This window comes from Pseudomonas mandelii, assembly GCF_024138395.1.
Taxonomy (GTDB): Bacteria; Pseudomonadota; Gammaproteobacteria; order Pseudomonadales; family Pseudomonadaceae; genus Aquipseudomonas; species Aquipseudomonas mandelii_E.
In genome coordinates this window covers 1-20,931 of sequence record NZ_JAMYDU010000034.1, presented here as the reverse complement: position 1 = coordinate 20,931, position 20,931 = coordinate 1, and the positions used below count along the sequence as shown (strand labels likewise).

The 20,931-nt window shown below is 57.1% G+C and carries 19 protein-coding genes and 5 tRNA genes; 8 read left to right on the top strand and 16 right to left on the bottom strand.

Annotated elements, in window-relative coordinates; translation table 11 throughout:
• Window positions 1–29 precede the first annotated feature (29 nt).
• The 7 genes from NHU87_RS26620 to uvrB form a co-directional block, all read right to left on the bottom strand.
• On the bottom strand, window positions 30–569 hold the full coding sequence (locus tag NHU87_RS26620) for a TetR/AcrR family transcriptional regulator (protein WP_253554026.1): 540 nt from the start codon (window positions 567–569) through the stop codon (window positions 30–32).
• Window positions 570–751: 182 nt separating this feature from the next.
• Window positions 752–827: transfer RNA gene (locus tag NHU87_RS26615), tRNA-Glu, on the bottom strand.
• An 80-nt stretch (window positions 828–907) separates the two neighbouring features.
• A tRNA-Ala gene (locus NHU87_RS26610) sits at window positions 908–983 on the bottom strand.
• A gap of 53 nt (window positions 984–1,036) precedes the next feature.
• A tRNA-Glu gene (locus NHU87_RS26605) sits at window positions 1,037–1,112 on the bottom strand.
• 79 nt (window positions 1,113–1,191) lie between these two features.
• Window positions 1,192–1,267, bottom strand: a tRNA-Ala gene (locus NHU87_RS26600).
• Window positions 1,268–1,456: 189 nt separating this feature from the next.
• Window positions 1,457–2,938 (bottom strand): glutamate--tRNA ligase, encoded by a 1,482-nt coding sequence (gltX, locus tag NHU87_RS26595; protein WP_253554024.1) that lies wholly within the window; start codon window positions 2,936–2,938, stop codon window positions 1,457–1,459.
• 304 nt (window positions 2,939–3,242) lie between these two features.
• Entirely contained in the window at window positions 3,243–5,258 is a 2,016-nt protein-coding gene (gene uvrB / locus NHU87_RS26590; RefSeq protein ID WP_253554022.1) for an excinuclease ABC subunit UvrB, read from the bottom strand.
• 337 nt (window positions 5,259–5,595) lie between these two features.
• On the opposite strand from uvrB, the gene NHU87_RS26585 reads away from it, so the two are divergent.
• Window positions 5,596–6,792 (top strand): amino acid aminotransferase, encoded by a 1,197-nt coding sequence (locus NHU87_RS26585; protein WP_253554020.1) that lies wholly within the window; start codon window positions 5,596–5,598, stop codon window positions 6,790–6,792.
• A gap of 234 nt (window positions 6,793–7,026) precedes the next feature.
• A complete protein-coding gene (locus tag NHU87_RS26580; RefSeq protein WP_007905992.1) occupies window positions 7,027–7,227 on the top strand; it encodes a hypothetical protein in 201 nt (66 codons plus the stop codon).
• Here the strand turns inward: NHU87_RS26580 and NHU87_RS26575 are convergent.
• Window positions 7,224–7,454 carry a hypothetical protein gene (locus NHU87_RS26575; protein WP_253554018.1) on the bottom strand — a complete coding sequence of 77 codons (231 nt, stop codon included), beginning with the start codon at window positions 7,452–7,454 and terminating at the stop codon, window positions 7,224–7,226. The two genes, NHU87_RS26580 and NHU87_RS26575, sit on opposite strands and share 4 nt — an antisense overlap.
• Before the next feature lie 225 nt (window positions 7,455–7,679).
• Here NHU87_RS26575 and NHU87_RS26570 point away from each other — a divergent pair.
• The 5 genes from NHU87_RS26570 (at window position 7,680) to NHU87_RS26550 (ending at window position 10,484) form a co-directional block, all read left to right on the top strand.
• Window positions 7,680–7,755 (top strand) — tRNA-Asn (locus NHU87_RS26570).
• Between the two features lie 634 nt (window positions 7,756–8,389).
• On the top strand, window positions 8,390–8,722 hold the full coding sequence (locus NHU87_RS26565; RefSeq protein ID WP_253554016.1) for a carboxymuconolactone decarboxylase family protein: 333 nt from the start codon (window positions 8,390–8,392) through the stop codon (window positions 8,720–8,722).
• Window positions 8,723–8,766: 44 nt separating this feature from the next.
• The gene (locus NHU87_RS26560) at window positions 8,767–9,873 is read left to right on the top strand and encodes an alkene reductase (protein ID WP_253554014.1); all 1,107 of its coding nucleotides are present in this window, start codon (window positions 8,767–8,769) and stop codon (window positions 9,871–9,873) included.
• 48 nt (window positions 9,874–9,921) lie between these two features.
• Window positions 9,922–10,140 (top strand): tautomerase family protein, encoded by a 219-nt coding sequence (locus NHU87_RS26555; protein WP_253554011.1) that lies wholly within the window; start codon window positions 9,922–9,924, stop codon window positions 10,138–10,140.
• A gap of 137 nt (window positions 10,141–10,277) precedes the next feature.
• Window positions 10,278–10,484, top strand: a complete 207-nt coding sequence (locus tag NHU87_RS26550) for a hypothetical protein (RefSeq protein WP_437180860.1) — start codon at window positions 10,278–10,280, stop codon at window positions 10,482–10,484.
• Here the strand turns inward: NHU87_RS26550 and NHU87_RS26545 are convergent.
• From NHU87_RS26545 to NHU87_RS26510, 8 genes are all read right to left on the bottom strand, one after another.
• Entirely contained in the window at window positions 10,481–10,810 is a 330-nt protein-coding gene (locus tag NHU87_RS26545; RefSeq protein WP_253554008.1) for a thioredoxin family protein, read from the bottom strand. The two genes, NHU87_RS26550 and NHU87_RS26545, sit on opposite strands and share 4 nt — an antisense overlap.
• Before the next feature lie 63 nt (window positions 10,811–10,873).
• Complete coding sequence (locus tag NHU87_RS26540) at window positions 10,874–11,572, bottom strand: DsbA family oxidoreductase (RefSeq protein WP_253554094.1); 699 nt, start codon at window positions 11,570–11,572, stop codon at window positions 10,874–10,876.
• Between the two features lie 142 nt (window positions 11,573–11,714).
• Window positions 11,715–12,488: an SDR family NAD(P)-dependent oxidoreductase gene (locus tag NHU87_RS26535; protein ID WP_253553995.1), complete on the bottom strand. Its 774-nt coding sequence runs from the start codon at window positions 12,486–12,488 to the stop codon at window positions 11,715–11,717.
• Window positions 12,489–12,587: 99 nt separating this feature from the next.
• The gene (locus NHU87_RS26530; protein ID WP_253553993.1) at window positions 12,588–13,142 is read right to left on the bottom strand and encodes an OsmC family protein; all 555 of its coding nucleotides are present in this window, start codon (window positions 13,140–13,142) and stop codon (window positions 12,588–12,590) included.
• Window positions 13,143–13,450: 308 nt separating this feature from the next.
• Complete coding sequence (locus NHU87_RS26525) at window positions 13,451–14,026, bottom strand: TetR/AcrR family transcriptional regulator (protein ID WP_253553991.1); 576 nt, start codon at window positions 14,024–14,026, stop codon at window positions 13,451–13,453.
• Window positions 14,027–14,176: 150 nt separating this feature from the next.
• Entirely contained in the window at window positions 14,177–17,263 is a 3,087-nt protein-coding gene (locus NHU87_RS26520) for an efflux RND transporter permease subunit (protein WP_253553989.1), read from the bottom strand.
• Complete coding sequence (locus tag NHU87_RS26515; RefSeq protein WP_253553986.1) at window positions 17,260–18,381, bottom strand: efflux RND transporter periplasmic adaptor subunit; 1,122 nt, start codon at window positions 18,379–18,381, stop codon at window positions 17,260–17,262. Before NHU87_RS26515 ends, NHU87_RS26520 begins: the two co-directional genes overlap by 4 nt.
• A 178-nt stretch (window positions 18,382–18,559) precedes the next feature.
• Window positions 18,560–19,180: a TetR/AcrR family transcriptional regulator gene (locus NHU87_RS26510; protein WP_253553982.1), complete on the bottom strand. Its 621-nt coding sequence runs from the start codon at window positions 19,178–19,180 to the stop codon at window positions 18,560–18,562.
• 87 nt (window positions 19,181–19,267) lie between these two features.
• On the opposite strand from NHU87_RS26510, the gene NHU87_RS26505 reads away from it, so the two are divergent.
• On the top strand, window positions 19,268–20,764 hold the full coding sequence (locus NHU87_RS26505; RefSeq protein WP_253553979.1) for an efflux transporter outer membrane subunit: 1,497 nt from the start codon (window positions 19,268–19,270) through the stop codon (window positions 20,762–20,764).
• The last annotated feature ends 167 nt before the right edge of the window (window positions 20,765–20,931 follow it).

Sequence of the window (20,931 nt, the reverse complement as noted above, 5' to 3'; positions counted from 1 at the left end):
GCCCATCTCCTCAGGCTGACGCCTTTAGGTCATAGCACCGCCGACTTGGCGGCGCGCAGCAATCGATCGGACAACTCTCCTGGCCCCAGCGCCCGCGCCAGCGCCAAACCACCGACCATCAAGGCCATGTCCGCCAAGGCTTTGTCGGCGTCTTCCGGACTGGCCGCCAACTGCGCGACCATCAATTCAACATGTTCATTCAATGCCACACGAAATTCGTCCGGCAGACGGCCCAGCTCACCGACCGACGCCGGAATCGGGCATGCATGCTCGGTGGAATCACGGTGTTTGCGCGACAGGTAGAACGCTGCGACCAACGCGCGACGCTCTTCGCCGGTCAACTCGGCGTCCATGTCGGCGATCAAGCCACGACGATGGCTGAGTAGCTGCTTGAACGCTTCCAGCATCAAGGCGTCCTTGCTTTCGAAGTGCGCATAGAAACCGCCGACCGTCAGGCCAGCCGCGCCCATCACTTCGCCCACGCTCGGCTCGGCCGGGCCGCGCTGGATCAGCGCTGCACTGGCAGCCTTGAGGATGCGTTCGCGGGTTTGAGCTTTTTTATCGTTCATCGTTGCCTCCGAATATTACGACTAGAATATTATTCTCATAATAATTTTTCGCAAGTCGTGGATGTGACCGCTGGTCTGAAGAACAGTTTTGAGGAAAAAGGAGAGTTGGCCAAACGCCAGACAAACAAAAGGGCCATTCAATAATTGAATGACCCTTAAAAATCCCGCAGAGCGGGTAATCGTGGCGTCCCCTAGGGGACTCGAACCCCTGTTACCGCCGTGAAAGGGCGGTGTCCTAGGCCACTAGACGAAGGGGACACAAACCCTTCTATACAACTGATCAGTGCTGAGAGCTGATCGATTCAAGGCCGGTGTGGCCAGACCTTGAACTGTAAAATTGGTGGAGCTAGACGGGATCGAACCGTCGACCTCTTGCATGCCATGCAAGCGCTCTCCCAGCTGAGCTATAGCCCCGGATTTTTCGCCTCGCGGCGGAGCGACATCTTGCAACATCGCTTCTGTAAAACTGGCGTCCCCTAGGGGACTCGAACCCCTGTTACCGCCGTGAAAGGGCGGTGTCCTAGGCCACTAGACGAAGGGGACGCAAACCCTTCTATACAACAGATCAACGCTGAGTGTTGATCGCTTCAAGGCCGGTGTGGCCAGACCTTGAAGTGTAAATTGGTGGAGCTAGACGGGATCGAACCGTCGACCTCTTGCATGCCATGCAAGCGCTCTCCCAGCTGAGCTATAGCCCCTCATCGCTGAGGACGGGGCGAATCTTAATGGCGCATCGGAAGGCTGTCAAACTTATTTTTAACAATTTTCAAAATTTTTTGTCGCCATAACAATCACTTACCGCCCTCCCCCGTAAATTCGGGAGAAGCGCCGAAGATCGAGATCAAAAGATCGCAGCCTTCGGCAACTCCTACAGAGTCAAACGCCGTTTAGGCGATATTGCCCAGCAGTTTTTCCCACTCCTTGTTTTCCTTCTTCGATACGCCGCCCAGCAGGTCGATAGCCTGGCGCAGACGGAAACGGGTCAGGTCCGGACCGAGGATTTCCATCGCGTCGAGCACCGACACCGAACTGGCCTGGCCTGTGATTGCGGCGAACATTAGCGGCATGGCGTCACGCAGCTTCAATTCCAGAGATTCGACCACCGCCTGAATCGTCGCGGTAATGCTGTCCTTCTCCCACTGACGCAGGCTTTCCAGCTTCCACAAAATCAACTGCATCAACTGACGAACCTGATCGCCCGAGAGCTTCTTGGATTCGAACAGCTTGGCGTCCGGGTTCACGCCACCGGCGAAGAAGAAGCCGGCCAGCGGCGCGACCTGGCTGAAGGTTTCAACCCGGCCTTGCACGTGCGGTGCGATCTTCATCATGTATTCAGGGTTCAGTGCCCACTTTTGCAAACGAGCGGCGAACTCTTCCACTGGCAGGTCACGCAGCCATTGGCCGTTGAGCCACGACAGCTTCTCGATGTCGAAAATCGGCCCGCCGAGAGAGACGCGCTGCAGGTCGAAGTTGTCGACCATTTCCTGCAGCGAGAACTTCTCGCGCTCGTCCGGCATCGACCAGCCCATGCGGCCCAGGTAGTTGAGCATCGCTTCCGGCATGAAGCCCATGCGCTCGTAGAACGTCACCGAGGTCGGGTTCTTGCGCTTGGACAGCTTGCTCTTGTCCGGGTTACGCAGCAGCGGCATGTAGCACAGCTGCGGTTGTTCCCAGCCGAAGTATTCGTACAAGAGGATCAGTTTCGGCGCCGATGGCAGCCACTCTTCACCACGCAAAACGTGAGTGATGCCCATCAAGTGGTCATCGACCACGTTGGCCAGGAAGTACGTTGGCAGACCGTCGGTCTTCATCAGCACTTGCATGTCCATGCGATCCCACGGGATCTCGACGTCGCCACGCAGCATGTCAGGCACCACGCACACGCCTTCGGTCGGCACTTTCATGCGAATGACGTGTGGCTCGCCGGCGGCCAGGCGGCGCGCGACTTCATCCGCAGGGAGCAACAGCGCACGGCCGTCGTAACGTGGAGTTTCGCCACGCGCCATTTGCTCGGCGCGCATCTGGTCCAATTCTTCGGCGGTGCAGAAGCACGGGAAGGCATGCCCCATGTCGACCAGTTGCTGGCAGTACTTCTGATAGATATCGCCGCGCTCGCTCTGACGGTAAGGACCGTGCGGGCCACCGACGTCCGGGCCTTCGCTCCAGTCGATACCCAACCAGCGCAGGGCGTCGTAAATCTGCTGTTCGGACTCGCGGGTCGAACGCAGTTGGTCGGTATCTTCGATCCGCAGGATGAACTCACCGCCATGCTGCTTGGCAAAGCAGTAGTTGAACAAAGCGATGTAAGCGGTACCTACGTGGGGGTCCCCGGTAGGCGATGGCGCGATGCGAGTGCGGACGGTGGTCATGGCATGTCTCGAAAAGAATAAAAGCGAAGATCAGATAAGCGGCGAATGGTAACAGGCGATAGCTGCCCGGCTCCAGTCAGCAGGGCATATAAGCCAATATTGCATTGGGGGAGCTACTAGGAGGTTGCAGGCAGGGCTGAAGGCTTGGGAAGTGCACAATTGATATTTGTAGTGTTCCGTCGGGCCTCATCGCGGGCAAGCCCGCTCCCACAGGATCCGTAGGTGGCCACATATGGTGTGAATACCCTCAATCCTTGTGGGGGCGGGCTTGCCCGCGATGAGGCCCGACCCTTCACTGCATATCTCAAACCACGATCAACCGCTCCCGCAACTTGCCGATTTCGTCGCGCAGCTGCGCCGCGGCTTCGAATTCAAGGTCGCGGGCGAGTTGGTACATCTTTTCTTCCAACTGACGAATGCGTTTGCTGATCTCGCTCGGCGAGCGCAGTTCGGCCTCGTATTTGGCACTTTCCTCGGCGGCCTTGGCCATGCCTTTGCGCTTCTTGCTGCGCGAACCCGGCACGACCGCGCCTTCCATGATGTCGGCGACGTCCTTGAACACCCCCTTCGGCGTAATACCATTGGCCAGGTTGAAGGCGATCTGCTTGTCGCGACGACGCTCGGTTTCGCCAATCGCCCGCTCCATCGAACCGGTGATGCGATCCGCATACAGAATCGCCCGCCCATTGAGGTTGCGCGCCGCCCGGCCGATAGTCTGGATCAGCGAGCGCTCGGAACGCAGGAAGCCCTCCTTGTCGGCGTCAAGAATCGCCACCAGCGAGACTTCCGGCATGTCCAGGCCTTCACGCAACAGGTTGATCCCTACCAGCACATCGAAAACGCCAAGACGCAAATCACGGATAATTTCCACCCGCTCCACGGTGTCGATGTCCGAGTGCAGATAACGCACGCGCACGCCGTGGTCGGCCAGGTAGTCGGTCAAGTCTTCGGACATGCGCTTGGTCAGCGTGGTAACCAGCACCCGCTCTTCCAGGGCCACGCGCTTGGTGATTTCCGAAAGCAAGTCGTCGACCTGAGTCAACGCCGGACGGATTTCGATTTGCGGGTCCACCAGGCCAGTCGGTCGCACCAATTGCTCGACCACTCGGCCAGCGTGCTCCGCTTCGTAATTGCCCGGCGTGGCCGAGACAAAAATCGTTTGGGGGCTGATGCTTTCGAACTCGTCAAAACGCATCGGCCGGTTGTCCAGCGCGGACGGCAGACGGAAACCGTACTCCACCAGCGTCTCTTTACGGGAACGGTCACCTTTATACATGGCGCCAACTTGCGGCACGCTGACGTGGGATTCGTCGATCACCAGCAAGGCGTCGGCCGGCAGGTAATCGAACAACGTCGGTGGCGCCTGGCCGGACTCACGGCCCGAGAGGTAGCGCGAGTAGTTTTCGATGCCGTTGCAGTAGCCCAGTTCGAGGATCATCTCCAGGTCGAAACGGGTGCGTTGCTCCAGTCGCTGAGCTTCCACCAGTTTGTTATTGGAACGCAGGTATTCCAGGCGCTCCCGCAATTCGACCTTGATCCCTTCGGTGGCCTCGAGCAGGGTTTCACGCGGCGTTACATAGTGGCTCTTCGGATAGAAGGTGAAACGCGGCAGTTTGCGGATGACTTCACCGGTCAGCGGGTCGAAGGCGGACAGGCTCTCCACTTCGTCATCGAACAACTCGATGCGGATTGCCTCGAAATCGGATTCCGCCGGGTGGATATCAATCACATCGCCGCGCACCCGGAAGGTCGCCCGGGCGAAATCCATGTCGTTGCGGGTGTATTGCAGGTCGGCCAGGCGACGCAGCAGCGCACGCTGGTCGAGCTTGTCGCCGCGATCGACGTGCAACACCATCTTCAAATAGGTTTCCGGACTGCCCAAACCGTAGATGCAGGACACCGTGGTGACGATGATCGCGTCCTTGCGCTCCAGCAGCGCTTTGGTCGCGGACAGGCGCATCTGCTCGATGTGGTCGTTGATCGAGGCATCCTTCTCGATGAAAGTGTCGGATGACGGCACATAGGCTTCGGGCTGGTAATAATCGTAATAGGACACGAAGTATTCAACGGCGTTGTTCGGGAAGAACGCCTTGAATTCGCCATACAACTGCGCGGCCAGAGTCTTGTTGGGCGCCAGCACCAGTGTCGGGCGCTGTATCTGGGCGATCACGTTGGCAATGCTGAAGGTCTTGCCCGAGCCGGTCACACCGAGCAACGTCTGGTGCGCCAGCCCGGCCTCAATGCCCTCGACCATCAGGCGGATGGCTTCCGGCTGATCGCCGGCGGGCTCAAAGCGGGTGACTAGCTGGAATTCAGACATACATACCTCTGGATTCGCGCCTGCCCGGACAAACCGGACAGCAACGAAAAAGACCGCAAACGACCGATGTCGCCCGAGGAAAAAACTGGATTGCGCTCAATGTGGAGCCGATTGCCCTCGCTTTCAAGGCAAACGCCCTACATCGGATAAAACCTTTGATGACACCGCTCGACCAACGATCGAAAAATAATTGGAAAAACTTACCGTAAAAGCCGAATCGCCTGTCGCCTTCAATCGCTGATGGCCTCTATACTAGCTCCCCGTTTGTGCACCGCTCTAGTGCATTCGGCTGGAGCGCTACACGTCCCTCCACACTCCATTCAGAGCCGCCGCAATAATGAGCCTGTTCTCCGCTGTCGAAATGGCACCACGCGATCCAATCCTGGGCCTCAACGAAGCATTCAATGCCGATACCCGTACCAACAAGGTCAACCTGGGGGTCGGTGTTTACTGCGACGAGGAGGGGCGAATTCCACTCCTGCGCGCCGTTGTCGAAGCCGAGACGGTTCGCGCCGCTCAACACGTTTCCCGTGGCTACTTGCCGATCGACGGCATCGCTGCCTACGACCAGGCTGTGCAGAAACTGCTGTTTGGCAATGATTCGCCGCTGATCGCCGCTGGCCGGGTTATCACCACCCAAGCCGTCGGCGGTACCGGCGCGCTGAAAATCGGCGCCGACTTCCTCAAGCAACTGCTGCCGAACGCCGTCGTGGCAATCAGCGACCCAAGCTGGGAAAACCACCGCGCGCTGTTCGAAACCGCCGGTTTCCCGGTGCAGAACTATCGCTACTACGACGCCGCCACCCACGACGTTAACCGCGCCGGCCTGCTGGAAGACCTGAACGCCCTGCCGTCCGGCTCCATCGTTGTGCTGCACGCTTGCTGCCACAATCCGACCGGCGTGGACCTGAGCCCGGCGGACTGGAAAAACGTGCTGGAAGTGGTCAAGGCCAAAGGTCACGTGCCGTTCCTCGACATGGCCTACCAGGGCTTTGGTGACGGTATCGATGAAGACGCCGCTGCCGTGCGTCTGTTTGCCGAGTCGGACCTGACCTTCTTCGTTTCCAGCTCGTTCTCCAAATCCTTCTCGCTGTACGGCGAGCGCGTCGGCGCCCTGTCGATCGTCAGCGAATCGAAAGAAGAAAGCGCGCGCGTGCTGTCGCAAGTCAAACGCGTGATCCGCACCAACTACTCCAACCCGCCGACTCACGGTGCAAGCATCGTCGCCGCCGTGCTGAACAGCCCGGTACTGCGCGCCCAATGGGAAGAAGAACTGGCAGAAATGCGCCTGCGGATTCGCGGCATGCGCACCCAGATGGTCGACCTGCTGGCGAAAAACGCTCCACAGCGTGATTTCAGCTTCGTCGGTCGCCAGCGCGGCATGTTCTCCTACTCCGGCCTGACAGTTGAGCAGGTAACCCGCCTGCGCAGCGAGTTCGGCATCTACGCCCTGGACACCGGCCGCATCTGCGTTGCCGCGCTGAACCAGAACAACATCGAAGCCGTGACCAAGGCCATCGTTCAGGTGATCTGATGGTCGCATGATGTGAAAACGGGAAGCCATGTGGCTTCCCGTTTTTTATTTGTCTTTGATAATTCCCAGTTCGGCGACCGGTCACTCTAGACTGCACACCATCCCACTGTGGGAGCCGGGCTTGCCCGCGATGAGGCCATCACATTCAACATTGATGTTAGCTGATCGACCGCTATCGCGGGCAAGCCCGCTCCCACAGGTTATGAGTAAACCCGAGAATTCTTGAGAAACGACATGAAAAACGATGACCTACGCGCCGATCGCGACGAGCTGGACCATTTCGTGCCCCGCTCCTCGGCCAAGCGCGGTAACAACCTGGTGCTGCAAGTGGCTGCAGGCGTGTTCCTGGGCGGCCTGGCGTTGTGGCTGGTGCAACTGACCGCCACGATGCTGTACGCCAAGCTAATGCTCGGCACCATTACCTTCGGCGGTTAGGCCAGTTCGCTCGCGCGCTGGCTGGCTGCGTCGTCATAGGCCACATAAAGCGACTCGGCTACCTGGCTTTTGATCGCCTTGGCGCTTTCCAGGCCCAAAACAAAACCTTCGGCCTTGCCGCCCGCGCGGTTCAATTCGTCAGCGGTGCTGGCCTGAGTAATGGCGTCGAACAATTTCTCGGCGTGCGGGCCAACGCCTTTGGGCAGGCTGATCTGAGCGATGCTCATGCGAACACCCCGCTGTTTTCTGGTGTGAGGCTTGGGTGATTCATGGCGCGTACCTTTTCGGCTGAGGGCCGGCAGCGCGTGTCACCACTTCCGGGCGACCATGGTAGACCTCTACCGCGATTCTGGTAACCGCCAATGGCTGATAACTCCCTCTGATCCGATGAAAACATCAAGCTGCCAATAGAGGCTTGACTTCTCTTTTTGAATCAGTAACATAGACGCCATTCCGCGATAGCTCAGTTGGTAGAGCAAGTGACTGTTAATCACTGGGTCCCTGGTTCGAGTCCAGGTCGTGGAGCCAGACAAGGTTCCAGAGAAGGCTTTCAAAATCTCTGAAACTACCAAAAAACCCGCCTTCTGGCGGGTTTTTTCGTTTTGGCGTTCTGTCGGATTCCGGTGGGTACCTTGAGATAGACATTGCTTTAAGGGTACAAAACTACCTACAGAGCATCATGCGCGAGACACAGCCTACTGCGACAATTCACACCCCCTCCTAGCTGTTCTGCAGCAACTTATCCACTTGACCATTTCATGCGCTCCCACCACTGCTGCAGCCAACTCGTCAAGACATTGAGGCATTTCCCCTCGTGATACCGGCGTGACAGCAGATGATGGTGCCGAAGCCCACGGAATGGATTGCACCTGCCTGCCTGCCTGACAGTCAGGCAGGCACGGCCTGGTCGCATCACTGCCTTCACCCGACTCAGGATCTCGCGGCGCCAAGTCCCGTCAGCCAGCGCAGCCTCCGACAATCAACAGTCCAGTCATGTCATGCCGATGGAGCGATTTTCCTGTTGCATGGGAGCAAATTATCAATACCTTCGATTGCGTTAATAGTGAAAATCGGTACGAGCACTTTGATTGCCTACCAACTGGATGGTAGCTTGTTAACAGTTCTAAATAACTGTAATCAACACCATCTCTGTGAGAATCCCATGCACGATTGGAAGCAAACCCGCAAGGACATCAATACCCGCTTGGTAGAACTAAACGGCCTGTCTCCGGAAACAATGAAAGGCATGGCGTCGCTTGGCGCTGCCGGCGGCAAGACCAATCACCTGAACGCGAGGACCCGGGAACTGATCTCCCTCGCCGTGGCCGTGACCACCCGCTGCGACGGTTGCATCGCCTTCCACGCCGCCGAAGCCAAGAAACTTGGCGTTACCAGTGAAGAAGTCGCCGAAGCACTGAGCGTGGCAATCAACATGAACGCCGGTGCCGCGTTGGTGTACAGCACACATGTGCTGGACGCATTCGATAAATCGTAAATCAAACGCTGACTTTCAACCTGCTAACGACTTCGAGACTCATCATGAATAAGCTGCTCACCCCTTACGATCTGTCCGGTACTGCGCTAAAAAACCGGGTCGTCATGGCCCCCATGACCCGCACCCGGACACTAAACAACATCCCTAATGAGTTCACCGCGCTGTATTACGCACAGCGTGCTTCTGCTGGCCTGCTGATCACTGAAGGCCTGCCGATTTCCGACGAAGCCCGTGGCTACTTGTACACCCCAGGTATTTATGCCGACGAACACTTGCCCGGCTGGCGTGAGGTCACCGAGGCGGTGCATGCCAAGGGTGGGAAGATCTTCGCGCAGTTATGGCACGTTGGCCGTATGTCCCATATTTCGGTGCATGGCATGGTTCCGGTTTCTTCGGGTACCCAGCCGGCGGTCGATACCACGGTGTATGCCTGGATCGAGCCTGGCGAATCCGGCGCTGTGCAACCCAGCGTGCCTCGTGCGTTGGAAACGGAAGAAGTGAAACGTGTCATCGCTGACTTTGTGAAGTCTGCGCGTATGGCGATGGCGGCCGGTTTTGATGGTATCGAAATCATGGCTGCCAACGGGTTCCTGTTCGATCAGTTCCTCAGCAGCGCCTTGAACACCCGTACCGACCAGTACGGTGGCTCGATCGCCAATCGCCAACGCTTTCTGCTGGAAACCCTTGACGCGATTTCTGCCGAAATCGGCGGCTCGAAGATTGGCGTACGGTTCTCGCCGTTTGGCCGCCTGTATGACTTTGGTGTGTACGAAGGTGAAGCAGAAACCTGGATGAGCATGGCGGCAGCGCTTAATGAACGCGAACTGGCCTACGTCCACCTGAACTACCAACCAACCATCGTCGCCGCTGAAACGCCGCTGGGGTTCGGCACCGCGTTCCGCGAAGCCTACAAGGGCACCTTGATGGCCGCCGGTGGGTTTAACCAAGCCCTCGCTGAGTCGGAACTGGTTAAAGGTGAACTTGACTTGATCGCCTTCGGTACGGCCTACATCGCCAACCCCGATTTGGTGGAGCGCATGCAGAACGGCTGGCCACTGGCAGAGGGTGATCGCGCGACTTACTACGGTGTCAGCGATCGTATTGCCAAGGGTTACACCGACTACCCGGAATACGTTGCAGCCAAAGCCTGATTATTCGCTGCTTCACCACCGCCCACTTCAGACATTAAGGAGCACACCATGCCTCTCGTTACCATCAAAGGTATTGAAGGCGTTTTTACCGACAAGCAGAAAGCCGAAGTCATCCAGAAAGTGACGGACGCCATGGTGTCTGTGGAAGGGGAAAACATGCGCGCCCTCACCTGGGTCATCTTCGAAGAGGTCAAAAGCGGAGATTGGGGAATCGCTGCCGAACCCGTGACTGCGCAGGACGTATTGAAACTGCAAGCAGGTAAGTAAAGGGGTCCACCCCCAAAAAGCGACTCTCTGGTCGTTGGGCATCTTCATCCCCAACGACCAGAGAGTTTTTTCGTTCTGAATGAACTCGCGATTTGTCGTGGAACGAGTGGATCGATTCCGTCGCCTGAACCCAGGAAATGCTGGAAGAAATGGCCGCACCGCCGGTGAATGATACTGAGTTCAAATATGACGCCTACAAACGGGCCAACGCGCTGTTAGCGGAAGACTTCAACGAAGACCGCGCTCATCCCATCGATAACTGGTCAGGGGCAAATCCACACTCGATGGATGAAAAAAAAGGCCAGGCTGATCAGCCTGACCGCAGATGGAGAAGGCTCGGTTAAATCGCCTCTTCCAACTCCGCAAGAATGTTTTTTTTAATTGTTCCAACTGAACGGGATCCGGGCATGACCCGCAGCAGCCGCCCCTCATGGAAAACCGCCAAGGATGGCACCGCTCGGATACCGTACATTTGCGCGATCGTCGGAGATACCGCCACATCAATCTTTGCAAAAGCCGCCCGGGAGTGAAGCTTTTCTTCCAAAGCATGAAAGACCGGCTTCATCTCCTGACACGGCTTGCACCAGGACGCTGAAAACAGCACGACGCTGCTGCCTTTGGCCACAAAGCGTGCGAACTGCTGAGCACTCAACTCGACGATACGGCTCATTTGGATCTCGCTCTCAATATGGATGAAGGGCGGCACAACCCAGTGCCGCACCGCTTCTGCTGATCAAATTTTGCAGCCATCTATGCCGCAGACTTGACTGCTGAATGCGTCATCTTCGACTTTCGAGTTCTCCTGCATCTTGTTCAGCGCTTCAAGAAAGGCAGCCTCAGGCTGAGCACCGGACAACGAGAAGGCATTATCGAATACAAACAAAGGCACGCCCGAACCTAGTTGCGCGGCGATATGTTCGTCTTCCTCCATCTCTTCGCGCAATTCAACGGATGACCACGCCCGCTGGATTAACGCGTCCGAAACACCGCCTGCCTTGGCTATGGCCTCCAGGCTGCCGCGATCAAACAGCGACTGACCATGGGAGGTGCTTTGCTCATACAACGCCTCGACCAAGCGTTTTTTAACGACTTCGTCCGCAACCGCCTTGACCAGTACATGGGCATCTGCGGTATCGCCAAACAGCATGCTGTCAAAGCGGTAATCAAGCCCATCGGCCCGACCATATTTACTGACGGTGTTCATCATCGCGATAGCGGAATCCGGATTGCCGAGCTTGCGTTTAAGGGCAGCGATCATAGGCTCTGGCGCGTGATTCGCCGCCAGACGATAGGCCCTGACGTTGATTTGTACATTGTCTTTTTCCGCAAATTTATCGAGCGCCTGCTCGAATCGACGCTTGGCTACCCAGCACCAAGGACAAACAAAATCAGACCAGATATCCACTGCATATTTTTTTGAAGAAGTTTGCATGACTCGTCCTGTACTCAAAGAAATCAATTTGTCGGGATCGACATTCAAGACTCCTGCGGCCAGACTTCTTTCACTTGAACTGAGTGAAGGCGTGAAAGCTCCCGCGATAGGAGCTTTCGTCAGACCGCGCTCGACACAGTGGTCAGGCCCGAACGGCCATAATTCCAGCATCCACGTCCCAGATTGCGCCGGTCACCCAAGACGTCTTGTCCGACAGCAGGAACAGGATGGTGTTCGCGACGTCTTCGGGAACGCCGACTCGTCCCAACGGGTGGAAATCGTTCAGCGACTTCATCGCTTCCGGGATCGCCTCTTTGTCCATGAACCCCTCATAGATCGAGGTGTGAACGATCCCTGGCGAGACAGCGTTGACCCGAATACCCGAGTGAGCCAACTCAATTGCCAGGTTGCGTGTCAGCGCATGCAAACCTGCCTTTGCCATGGAGTAGGCAGAGGCTGGCGAACCTGCCAATGCAGCCTGTGCACCGATGGAGCCGACGTTGACAATTGCCCCTTCAAGCTTGGCGGCCAGCATGTTCTTGACCACGGCCTGAATGATGAAGAAGGTCGCACGATTGAGAGACAGGTACATGTCGTACTCGGCCTCATCGTGCTCGGTGAACGGCTTGGGAATAAAGATCCCGGCGGAGTTCACCATCAGGCTGATATCGCTATGGTTGGCATTGATTTCCTTACGAACGAAATTCATGCCTTCTTCAGTCATCAGGTTAGCGACGATCACCGACACAGGGCCCAGCGGACTCAGCTCGTGACGCACCGCTTCGGCCTTGTCTTGCTTGCTGCCGGTGAGTACCACGCTGCCGCCTGCCTTGAGTATCATGCGGGCCGTTTCCAGGCCCATGCCACTAGTGCCGCCGACAACTAGCAGTTTTTTACCTTTGAAAAAATCGTTCATTGCAGACTCCGGTTATCCCGAACTAATTAGTGTCGGCACCACGGTGGGCTGGCTGCCTGCTGGTGCAGGCAAGGTTTAAATCTCTTTGAAACGAGCGAATCAGCCCTCACGCACTTCGAGGGTTGGCACCATGCGGATGGCTTTCGAGAAGTTGGCATAGTTGACCGAGGTTTTGAGCACCACTTTATGCAGCTCTTCAACGCGCTCACGGGAGGCGTCGGTGTGCAGTCGAATCATCACGCTTACTTCGTCGTAACCTGGGTTGACGCTCTCGTCGAGGCCCAGAAAGCCTCGCAGGTCAAGGGTGCCGTCCGTTTCGATTTCCAGGCTGTGAATCTTGATACCCATCATCGCGGCGTTGGCGGCATAACCGACCGACATGCAGGCGTTGAGAGCGGCCATCAGCAGCTCTTGAGGATTAGGCGCAGTGTTTTGGCCCAGCAATTCATTAGGCTCATCGGCGACGATTTCGAAATCCCGCGAATAGGTTTCACCGGCCAGACTGTAGCGATTGACTTTGGCCACAGAGCGAGTCTGGCCTTTCCACTGAGTCTTTACGTTGAAACTCGCGTGGCGCTTGATCGCATCCTCAGCAACGCCTTGGGCAAACTGCTGGAGTGCGGCGACATCGATACCATTCAGGTTGTTGCTCATGTGTTCGTTCCTCTTCGGATGGACTGGGCCTTTGGCCCGGAGAGAAACAAGCCTACCAACTAGTAGGTAAGCTATCAAGAGACTATTTTCCTTATAACCAATCGCCCAAAAAACAGCTTCAACCGATAGGATAACTGTGGGTCACACACCGAAAGTGCAGACATGGATAGGTATCCGCAATCCAAATGCGAGACTAGATCAGAAAGCGTGAGCTAAGTGGCTGAAACCACTTACGAGGCGGGAAAACGGACCGAGCCCGCAGGGGCAGAATCGGTCGTTTTATGACGCAGAAAAAAGCTGATTGAACCTTAGTGAGGCGTTTCGATAACCCGAAGTCCATCTAAAATGAAATCAAATCCAGAAGACTGTTCGTAATTGTCGCTCAGCGCCCAAGATACAAAGCTGCCACCTTCCAACGTATTCAAGATGAACCTGGCAACCTTCACGCCGTCCAGCTCAGCTTTGAGTTCCCCTGCCGCTTGGCCCAGTACGATATTGGCCTGAAGCCAATTGAGATGGATTTCGAAAAAGTCCCGCGTCAACTCCTTCAGGCTTTCAGGCAAAGCCAGCAGTTCCGCCGCCAGAGCGCCGCAGAGCGGAAGCATCGCGTTTTTACTGCTTTGTGCGAACATCGAGGCGAAGGCATTGAGCCGATCGATAATGCCGGTATTTTCATCATTGATGCATTCCAGCTGATTCTTGAACCGGAACAGATAACTCTCAACGATGGCAATCGCCAGACTTTCCTTGGTGGGAAAGTGGTGGTGAATACTCGCCTTCTTGATACCGATGTCTTCCGCCAGATCGGCATAGCTGAAGGCTGCGTAGCCCTTGGTACGCAACAGGATCTCAGCACTGGTCAGGAGGTCGGAACGTGTACTCATGATGCCGTTTCCAAATTTATTGATGCAGCATCATAAATTAGTACTTATTCATAAGACAGCGCTCAGGTTGCGCACCTATGAACCACCCACTGTAATCGGCCTATAAATAAAACTGCGCGGACTTGAATGGTAGTAAATCCGGCCCATGCCTCAAGCAACATGAGTGCTCACTGCAAGTTCATGCGCGGGCTCAGGCTTGATCTTGAACCAGAGGGCGTACATCGCTGGCAGGAACACCAGGGTCAGCACTGTGCCGGCAAACGTACCGCCAATCAGGGTGTAGGCCAGCGTTCCCCAGAACACCGAATGGGTCAGAGGAATGAACGCCAACATCGCCGCCAACGCCGTGAGAATCACGGGCCTCGCGCGCTGCACAGTGGCTTCGACCACGGCGTTGTAAGGCGACAGGCCGGCTTGCTTATTGGAGTGAATCTGGCCGATGAGGATCAGGGTGTTACGCATCAGAATCCCTGACAAGGCAATCAGTCCCACCAAGGCGTTGATCCCGAACGGCTGCTGGAACAGCAGCAGAATTGGCACCACACCAATCAGGCCCAAAGGCGCGGTGGCAAACACCATCATCATTGCCGACATCGAGCGCACCTGAATGATGATGGTCAGCAACATCAGCGCGATCATGATCGGGAACAACGGCAGCAATGCCTTGTTTGCTTTACCTGACTCCTCGATTGCGCCGGCAAACTCAATGCGGTAGCCCGCCGGCAGTTTTTCGATGATGGGCTGCAACTGCGTTATCAAGGCATTGGAGACATCGGGAGGCTGAAGACCTTCAGCCACGTCACCGCGCACGGTTATCGTCGGCGTACGATCACGACGTCGCAGAATGGGCTCTTCCATGCGCACATCCGCCGCCCCTACTTGGGACAGGGACACGCGCTGGTCTTGGGCGCCGGTCAGCGTGAAGGCGGCAATTTTCGACGGATCCAGACGCGTTTCACCCGCCGAGCGAGCCACCACCTGCACCGAGCGAATGTCCTCACGCACCTCGGTGACAGGCACCCCCGTGAGCAGGAATTGCAGCTGTTGCGCGACATCGGTCGAGGTCAAGCCGAATGCTTGCAGGCGATCCTGATCCAGCGTGAGATGAAGCGCCGGTGTGCGCTCGCCCAGGTCGGTGTTTACGGTCCTCATCATGGGATTGGCGGTCATGACCGCACGCACCTGCGCGGCGATATCTCGTAACACCGCGGGGTCGGCGCCCATCACCCGAAAAGCCACCGGATACGGTGAATAAGGACCAAATACCAACTGCGTCACCCGCACCCGGGCCTCAGGCGCCAAGCCATCGGCCGCCGCTTGTCTGAGGCGGAGCTTGAGCGCCTCACGCTCTTGCTGATTCGCGGTCAGGACGACGATTTTTGCGAAGGATGGATCGGGTAGTTCAGGGGCCATCGCCAAGTAGAAGCGCGGCGCGCCCTGGCCAATGTAAGCGGTGACGATCTTGGCCTCTGGCTGCTGAGCCAACCACGCCTCAACCTTGGCCGCCGCCACATCAGTCTGTTCGATAGAGGTGCCGTAAGGCATCTGCACCTCAACCAGCACCTCAGGTCGGTCGGACGTTGGGAAGAACTGCTTATTGACCACGCCCATGCCCAGAATCGCAACAACAAACAAGCCCACGACGGATGTCGCCACCAGGCCTTTGCGGCGGATCACGCTGCCCAGCAGGCGCCTGAAACGCTGGTAGTTCGGTGTTCCGTAAATCGCCGTATGCCCGCCTTCAGGCGCCTTGATCTGCGGCAGCAGTTTGACGCCCAGGTAAGGTGTAAACACCACGGCCACCACCCAGGAAGTGATCAACGCAATGCCAACGATCCAGAACATGTTCGCGGTGTACTCACCAGCGGTCGACTTGGCAAAACCGTTGGGCATAAAGCCGATCGCCGTCACCAACGTCCCCGACAACATCGGCGCGGCCGTGTGGCTCCAGGCATAAGCGGAGGCCTTGATTCGGTCGTAGCCCTCCTCCATCTTCACCACCATCATTTCAATGGCAATGATTGCATCGTCCACCAGCAGCCCCAGCGCCAGAATCAACGAGCCCAGGGTAATTCGATCGAAGTCTTTGCCCGTGGCCGCCATGACAATGAACACGGCCGCCAGGGTAAGCGGCACCGCTGCGGCGACCACAACGCCGACACGCCAGCCCATGCTGAGAAAACACACCAGCAGCACCACGCCCAGGGCAGCAAAAAATTTCACCATGAACTCGTTGACGGAGGCGCCAATATTCACCGCCTGATCCGTGACCTTGGTCAGGCTCATGCCCAAAGGCATCTGCTCGTTGATCGCTGTGGCCTCAGCGTCCAGCGACTTCCCCAGATCCAGGCCGTTCCAGCCGTCGCGCATGACCACGCCGAGCAACAGGGCCGGCTCGCCGTTGTTGCGCACCAGAAACGTCGCGGGGTCCTCATAACCACGCTTGACCTCAGCCACATCGGACAACTTGAGCGTTCTGCCCTGCACCGTCAGTGGGGTATTACGAATCTTCTGCAGGTCATCAAACGCGCCATCCAGGCGGATGAAAACCTGTGGGCCCTTCGCTTCTACCGAACCTGCCGGGGTTATCATGTTTTGCGCACTCAACGCACTGAAGATGTCTCGTGCGGAAATGCCCAGTGTCGCCAAACGCTCGTAGGACAGCTCGACAAAAATGCGCTCGGCCTGTTCACCGATAATGTTGACCTTCTTCACACCCGCCACATGCAGCAGACGCTGGCGCAAGCTCTCGGCTTCGCGCACCAACAGACGTTGCGGCTCGCCCTTGGCCTTGAGCGCATAGAGGGCGAAGGTGACATCGGAATACTCATCATTGACCATCGGGCCGATCACCCCAGGCGGCAATCCCTTCTGCTCATCCAGAATTTTCTTGCGCGCCTGATAAAACTCCTCCTGGACGGCTGAGGGCGGCGTGCTGTCGAGCAGGTATACCGTAGTGAATGCCAAGCCGGGCCGGGTAAAGGTCTCGGTCCGATCGTACCAACGCAGCTCCTGCATGCGTTTTTCCAGCTTTTCTACCACCTGGTCTTGCATCTCCTGGGCCGTCGCCCCAGGCCAGGCAGTGACTACCGTCATTTGTTTAATGGTAAATGCGGGATCTTCCGCACGCCCCAGTTTGAAGAAGGCATATAACCCACCCACAGAAATCAGCAGGATCAAAAACAGGGTGATTGAGCGCTCGCGCACTGCCAGCGCCGAAAGATTGAAGCCGCTCATCGACTCACCTCAACCACTGAATTTTGCGGAGCATCGGCAAGTTCAGTCCTGACCTTCTCTCCCTCGCTCAGCAAGTGAGCACCCAATGCGACAACACGATCACCCACCTGCAGATCACCCGTCACGCGCACGCTGGCCTCATTATTCAGGCCGCGAACCTTGATCGGGCGCCATGCCACCTGCTCAGGTTCCCCGCCCACCACCCAGACCCCCGGGCCTTTACCGGCGTCGTGGAGAGCCCCCATGGGCACCTGTAATTCCTTGGCATCAGCAACATCCGTGTCAGCGATAACCACTGAGATCGTCGAACCCAGTGTGGCGTTGGAGAGCGCCCCCTCCAGCACATAACGCGCTTCGAACGTTCGGGTCTGTCGGTCGGCAGAGTCGGACAACTGGCGTAAACGCGCTTTACCTGCAGTCTGGTGCTGGCCATATAGCTCAACCGTCGCCGCCGAGCCCAGTGCAGGACGTAGCGTCTCGGGTAACTGGATCACGGCCTCGCGCTGCCCTGAATGGGCAACGCGTACCACCACCTGCCCTGCGCCAACTACCTGCCCAGGCTCCGCCAAGGTATCCACTACCACCCCGTCAGCATCCGCCAGCAACGTCGAATAACCGGTGGCGTTTTTCGCCACATCAGCCTGGGCCTGGGCAGCGTTGAGTTGGGCTTTCGCCGAGTCGGCAGCTGCTTTGAACCCTGCGTAAGCTGAAGCAGATACCGCTCCGACGGACACCAGATCACGGTAGCGAAGCTCGTCATCGGAGGCCTGCCGAGCTCGGGCCATGGCGGCCAGTACTGCTTCCTGCTGTGCCCGCGCGGTCAGCGTCAGGTCGTTGGCATCGATGCGCATGAGTGGCTGCCCACGTTTGACACTCTGCCCAGCGTCCACCAAGCGCTCCAAGACTTTCCCTGACACCCGAAAACCGAGATCGCTCTGAACTCGAGCTGCGACGATACCGGTGAATACCCGTGCCGCAGGCGCGGCGGGTTGAACCACGCCGATGCGCACCAAGGGCATCTGGAGACGAGGATCTGCAGGCGTGGCCTCGTTGCAGGCCGTCAGGGCAAACGGCAACAAGCCAATGAAAATTAATGACAGGTGGTGGCGCTGGATCATAGAGACCTCTTAGTAGCGGATGCCTCATGCTTATTCAAGTGACCAATTATGTCAATAGTCACCATTTAGACAAATCAACGTCGCCCTGTTGATCAGAGCAACGCAGAAAGGTTGAAGATCCCCGTTTTTCAGGCGCGCACGTTGAGACGGATGCACAGCGCATCCATCAGCAGATGGTTTAAGGCATCAGGCTGCGCAGAACAAGATTGGAGATGAGAGAAGGGGCTTCTTCAACAAGATCGAGGTTGTACTGCAATAGCAGAGGATTGATGAAGGGCCGCAGAGCGAGATGAATCGCCTCTACCGTCTCGTCCAGCGGTGTCTTGCGTTCAAACTCGCCGAGTTCTCGCCCCTCACGCACGATTTGCAACACGAAGCTCTTGATCTGAGCGTCATAGATTTGCGAGCTAGGCCAGCGCTCCGACGCGGAGAACGCTGCGATGTCATAGAGTTTACGGTCGTTAAAGAACAGACTCACACCTGTAGCGATTAAGGTTTTGACCAGGCGCCGAAAACGTTCAGTCGGCGAGAGGCCGTCTGCATTGATGGCCTGCTCCACAGCTGCAACGATTTCAGTCAGGCAATTTGTACAGATTGCTTCACCAATCGCCTGCTTGGATTCAAAGAACTTGTAGATGTAAGCCTTGGAAAAACCGATGGCCTTGGCTAGGTCAGACACCGTTGTTTTGCCATAACCGTACTGACTGAAATGTTCGTTGGCCGCCGCAACAATCTGATCTCGAATGTCGTGATCGGCTGGGCCACGGGCGCTGGGCGAAGAAACTGATGACTGATTCATGCGAACAGCTTACTCATCCCAAAGATGGTTGACAACTTGTGACCAAATTGTAATATCGTCACAAACCGACCCTTTCGTAGGTGCCGCATGCCCCCTCCTCCTCGTTTCGCCGTCTTACTGTGTTTGGGTATGGTTGCAGGTTGCGCAGTGGGCCCCGACTACTCAGAACCCAGTATGGAATTGCCCGAGCATTTCTCGGCGCAAACGTCCAAGGCACGACAACTGGGCGCCGCCAATGCCGATCTCGCCGCTTGGTGGAACGCATTTAATGACCCAATACTCAGTCAGCTGATAAATCGAGCACTTGAACAGAACCTCGATTTAGCCCAGGCAAGCGCAAGGATCGAGCGGGCTCGCGCCGGTTTGGGCGCAGCTAACGCAGCTCTCCTGCCGTCGGCTACCGTCAACGGTCAAGCGGCCCGGGCCCATCAGTCATTGGAGACTCCGTTGGGCCAAGTGCTGAATTCAGACCCTTCCTATAATCGCTACGGCAGTGCCTATGAGGCGAACTTGAATGCCAGCTGGGAGCTGGATGTGTTTGGCGGGCTGCGCCGAGGTAAAGAAGCCGCCTTCGCCGATTATCAGGCCTCGCAAGCCGGAGCGATTGCCACACGCCTGGCAGTGGTTGCGCAGACAGCCGATCTTTACATCAGCATCCGTGGCCTTCAAGCACGCCTGGAAATTGCCCGGCATCAAGTAGACACGCGACAACAACTGCTCACCACTATCGAACACCTCTACGCAAAAGGCCTGGCAGCTGAATTGCAGTTGAACCAGACCCAAGGCGCGCTGAATCAAGCGCAGGCCACCGTGCCGGTACTGCAAGCTGGCCTTGACGCGGCAATGAACGCGCTGGATGTCATGCTGGGCAAGGCACCGGGCACTTATAGCGCGCAGTTGACTAAGCCGGCGCCCATCCCTGATGTGCCCGGTCTCGCCTACATGGGCTCTCCGGCCGACCTGCTGCGTCGGCGTCCAGACTTGATCGTCGCTGAGCGCCGGCTTGCGGCATCCAGCGCGCGCATCGGCGAAGCCATGTCCGAGTACTACCCCAAACTGTCTGTGGGGGCGCTGCTCGGCAGCGCTACATCGGTATCCAGCGCAAACCTGTTCAGCAACGGCGCCAGTCAGGCTTCGGCGGCACTGGGATTACGCTGGCGGCTGTTCGATTTTGGCCGCATCAACGCCCAGATTGATTTGGCAAAGGGCCAGGAAGCCGAAGCCTTGGCCGCTTACCGCCAGTCCGTTCTGCGAGCCTGCGAAGATGTGGAAAGCGCTGTTTCGGCACGGATCAACCGCGAGCAACAATCGACCCAGCTCGCCCAGGGCGAGTCGGCGTATGCGAAAGCCAGAGCGACGTCGTTTGCCGCCTATGAAAAAGGCGTGGTCAGCTTGATCGAAGTGCTGGATGCCGATGAACATCTCCTAGCGGCATCTGATGGCAGAGCCCAGGCACAAATTGAATCGGCTCGCGCTGCAGTGGCCACGTTCAAAGCATTGGGAGGCGGCTGGCAGCGAGACGACTCAAATGCTCGTGTTGGAATGTTTTTTCCTGATCCAACGATATCGAAAGAACTCCAATAAAATACGGTTCCGCTCGAGTCCAGGTCGTAAGCCAGACAGCAAAATCAAAAAGCCCCTGAATCGAAAGGTTCAGGGGCTTTTTTGTGCTCGCTGTCTCGTCCTGAATAAGGTTTACACCTTCTGACTTCTTATCAGGAAGGTGCAATGGATACGGGCGCAAAACGCAG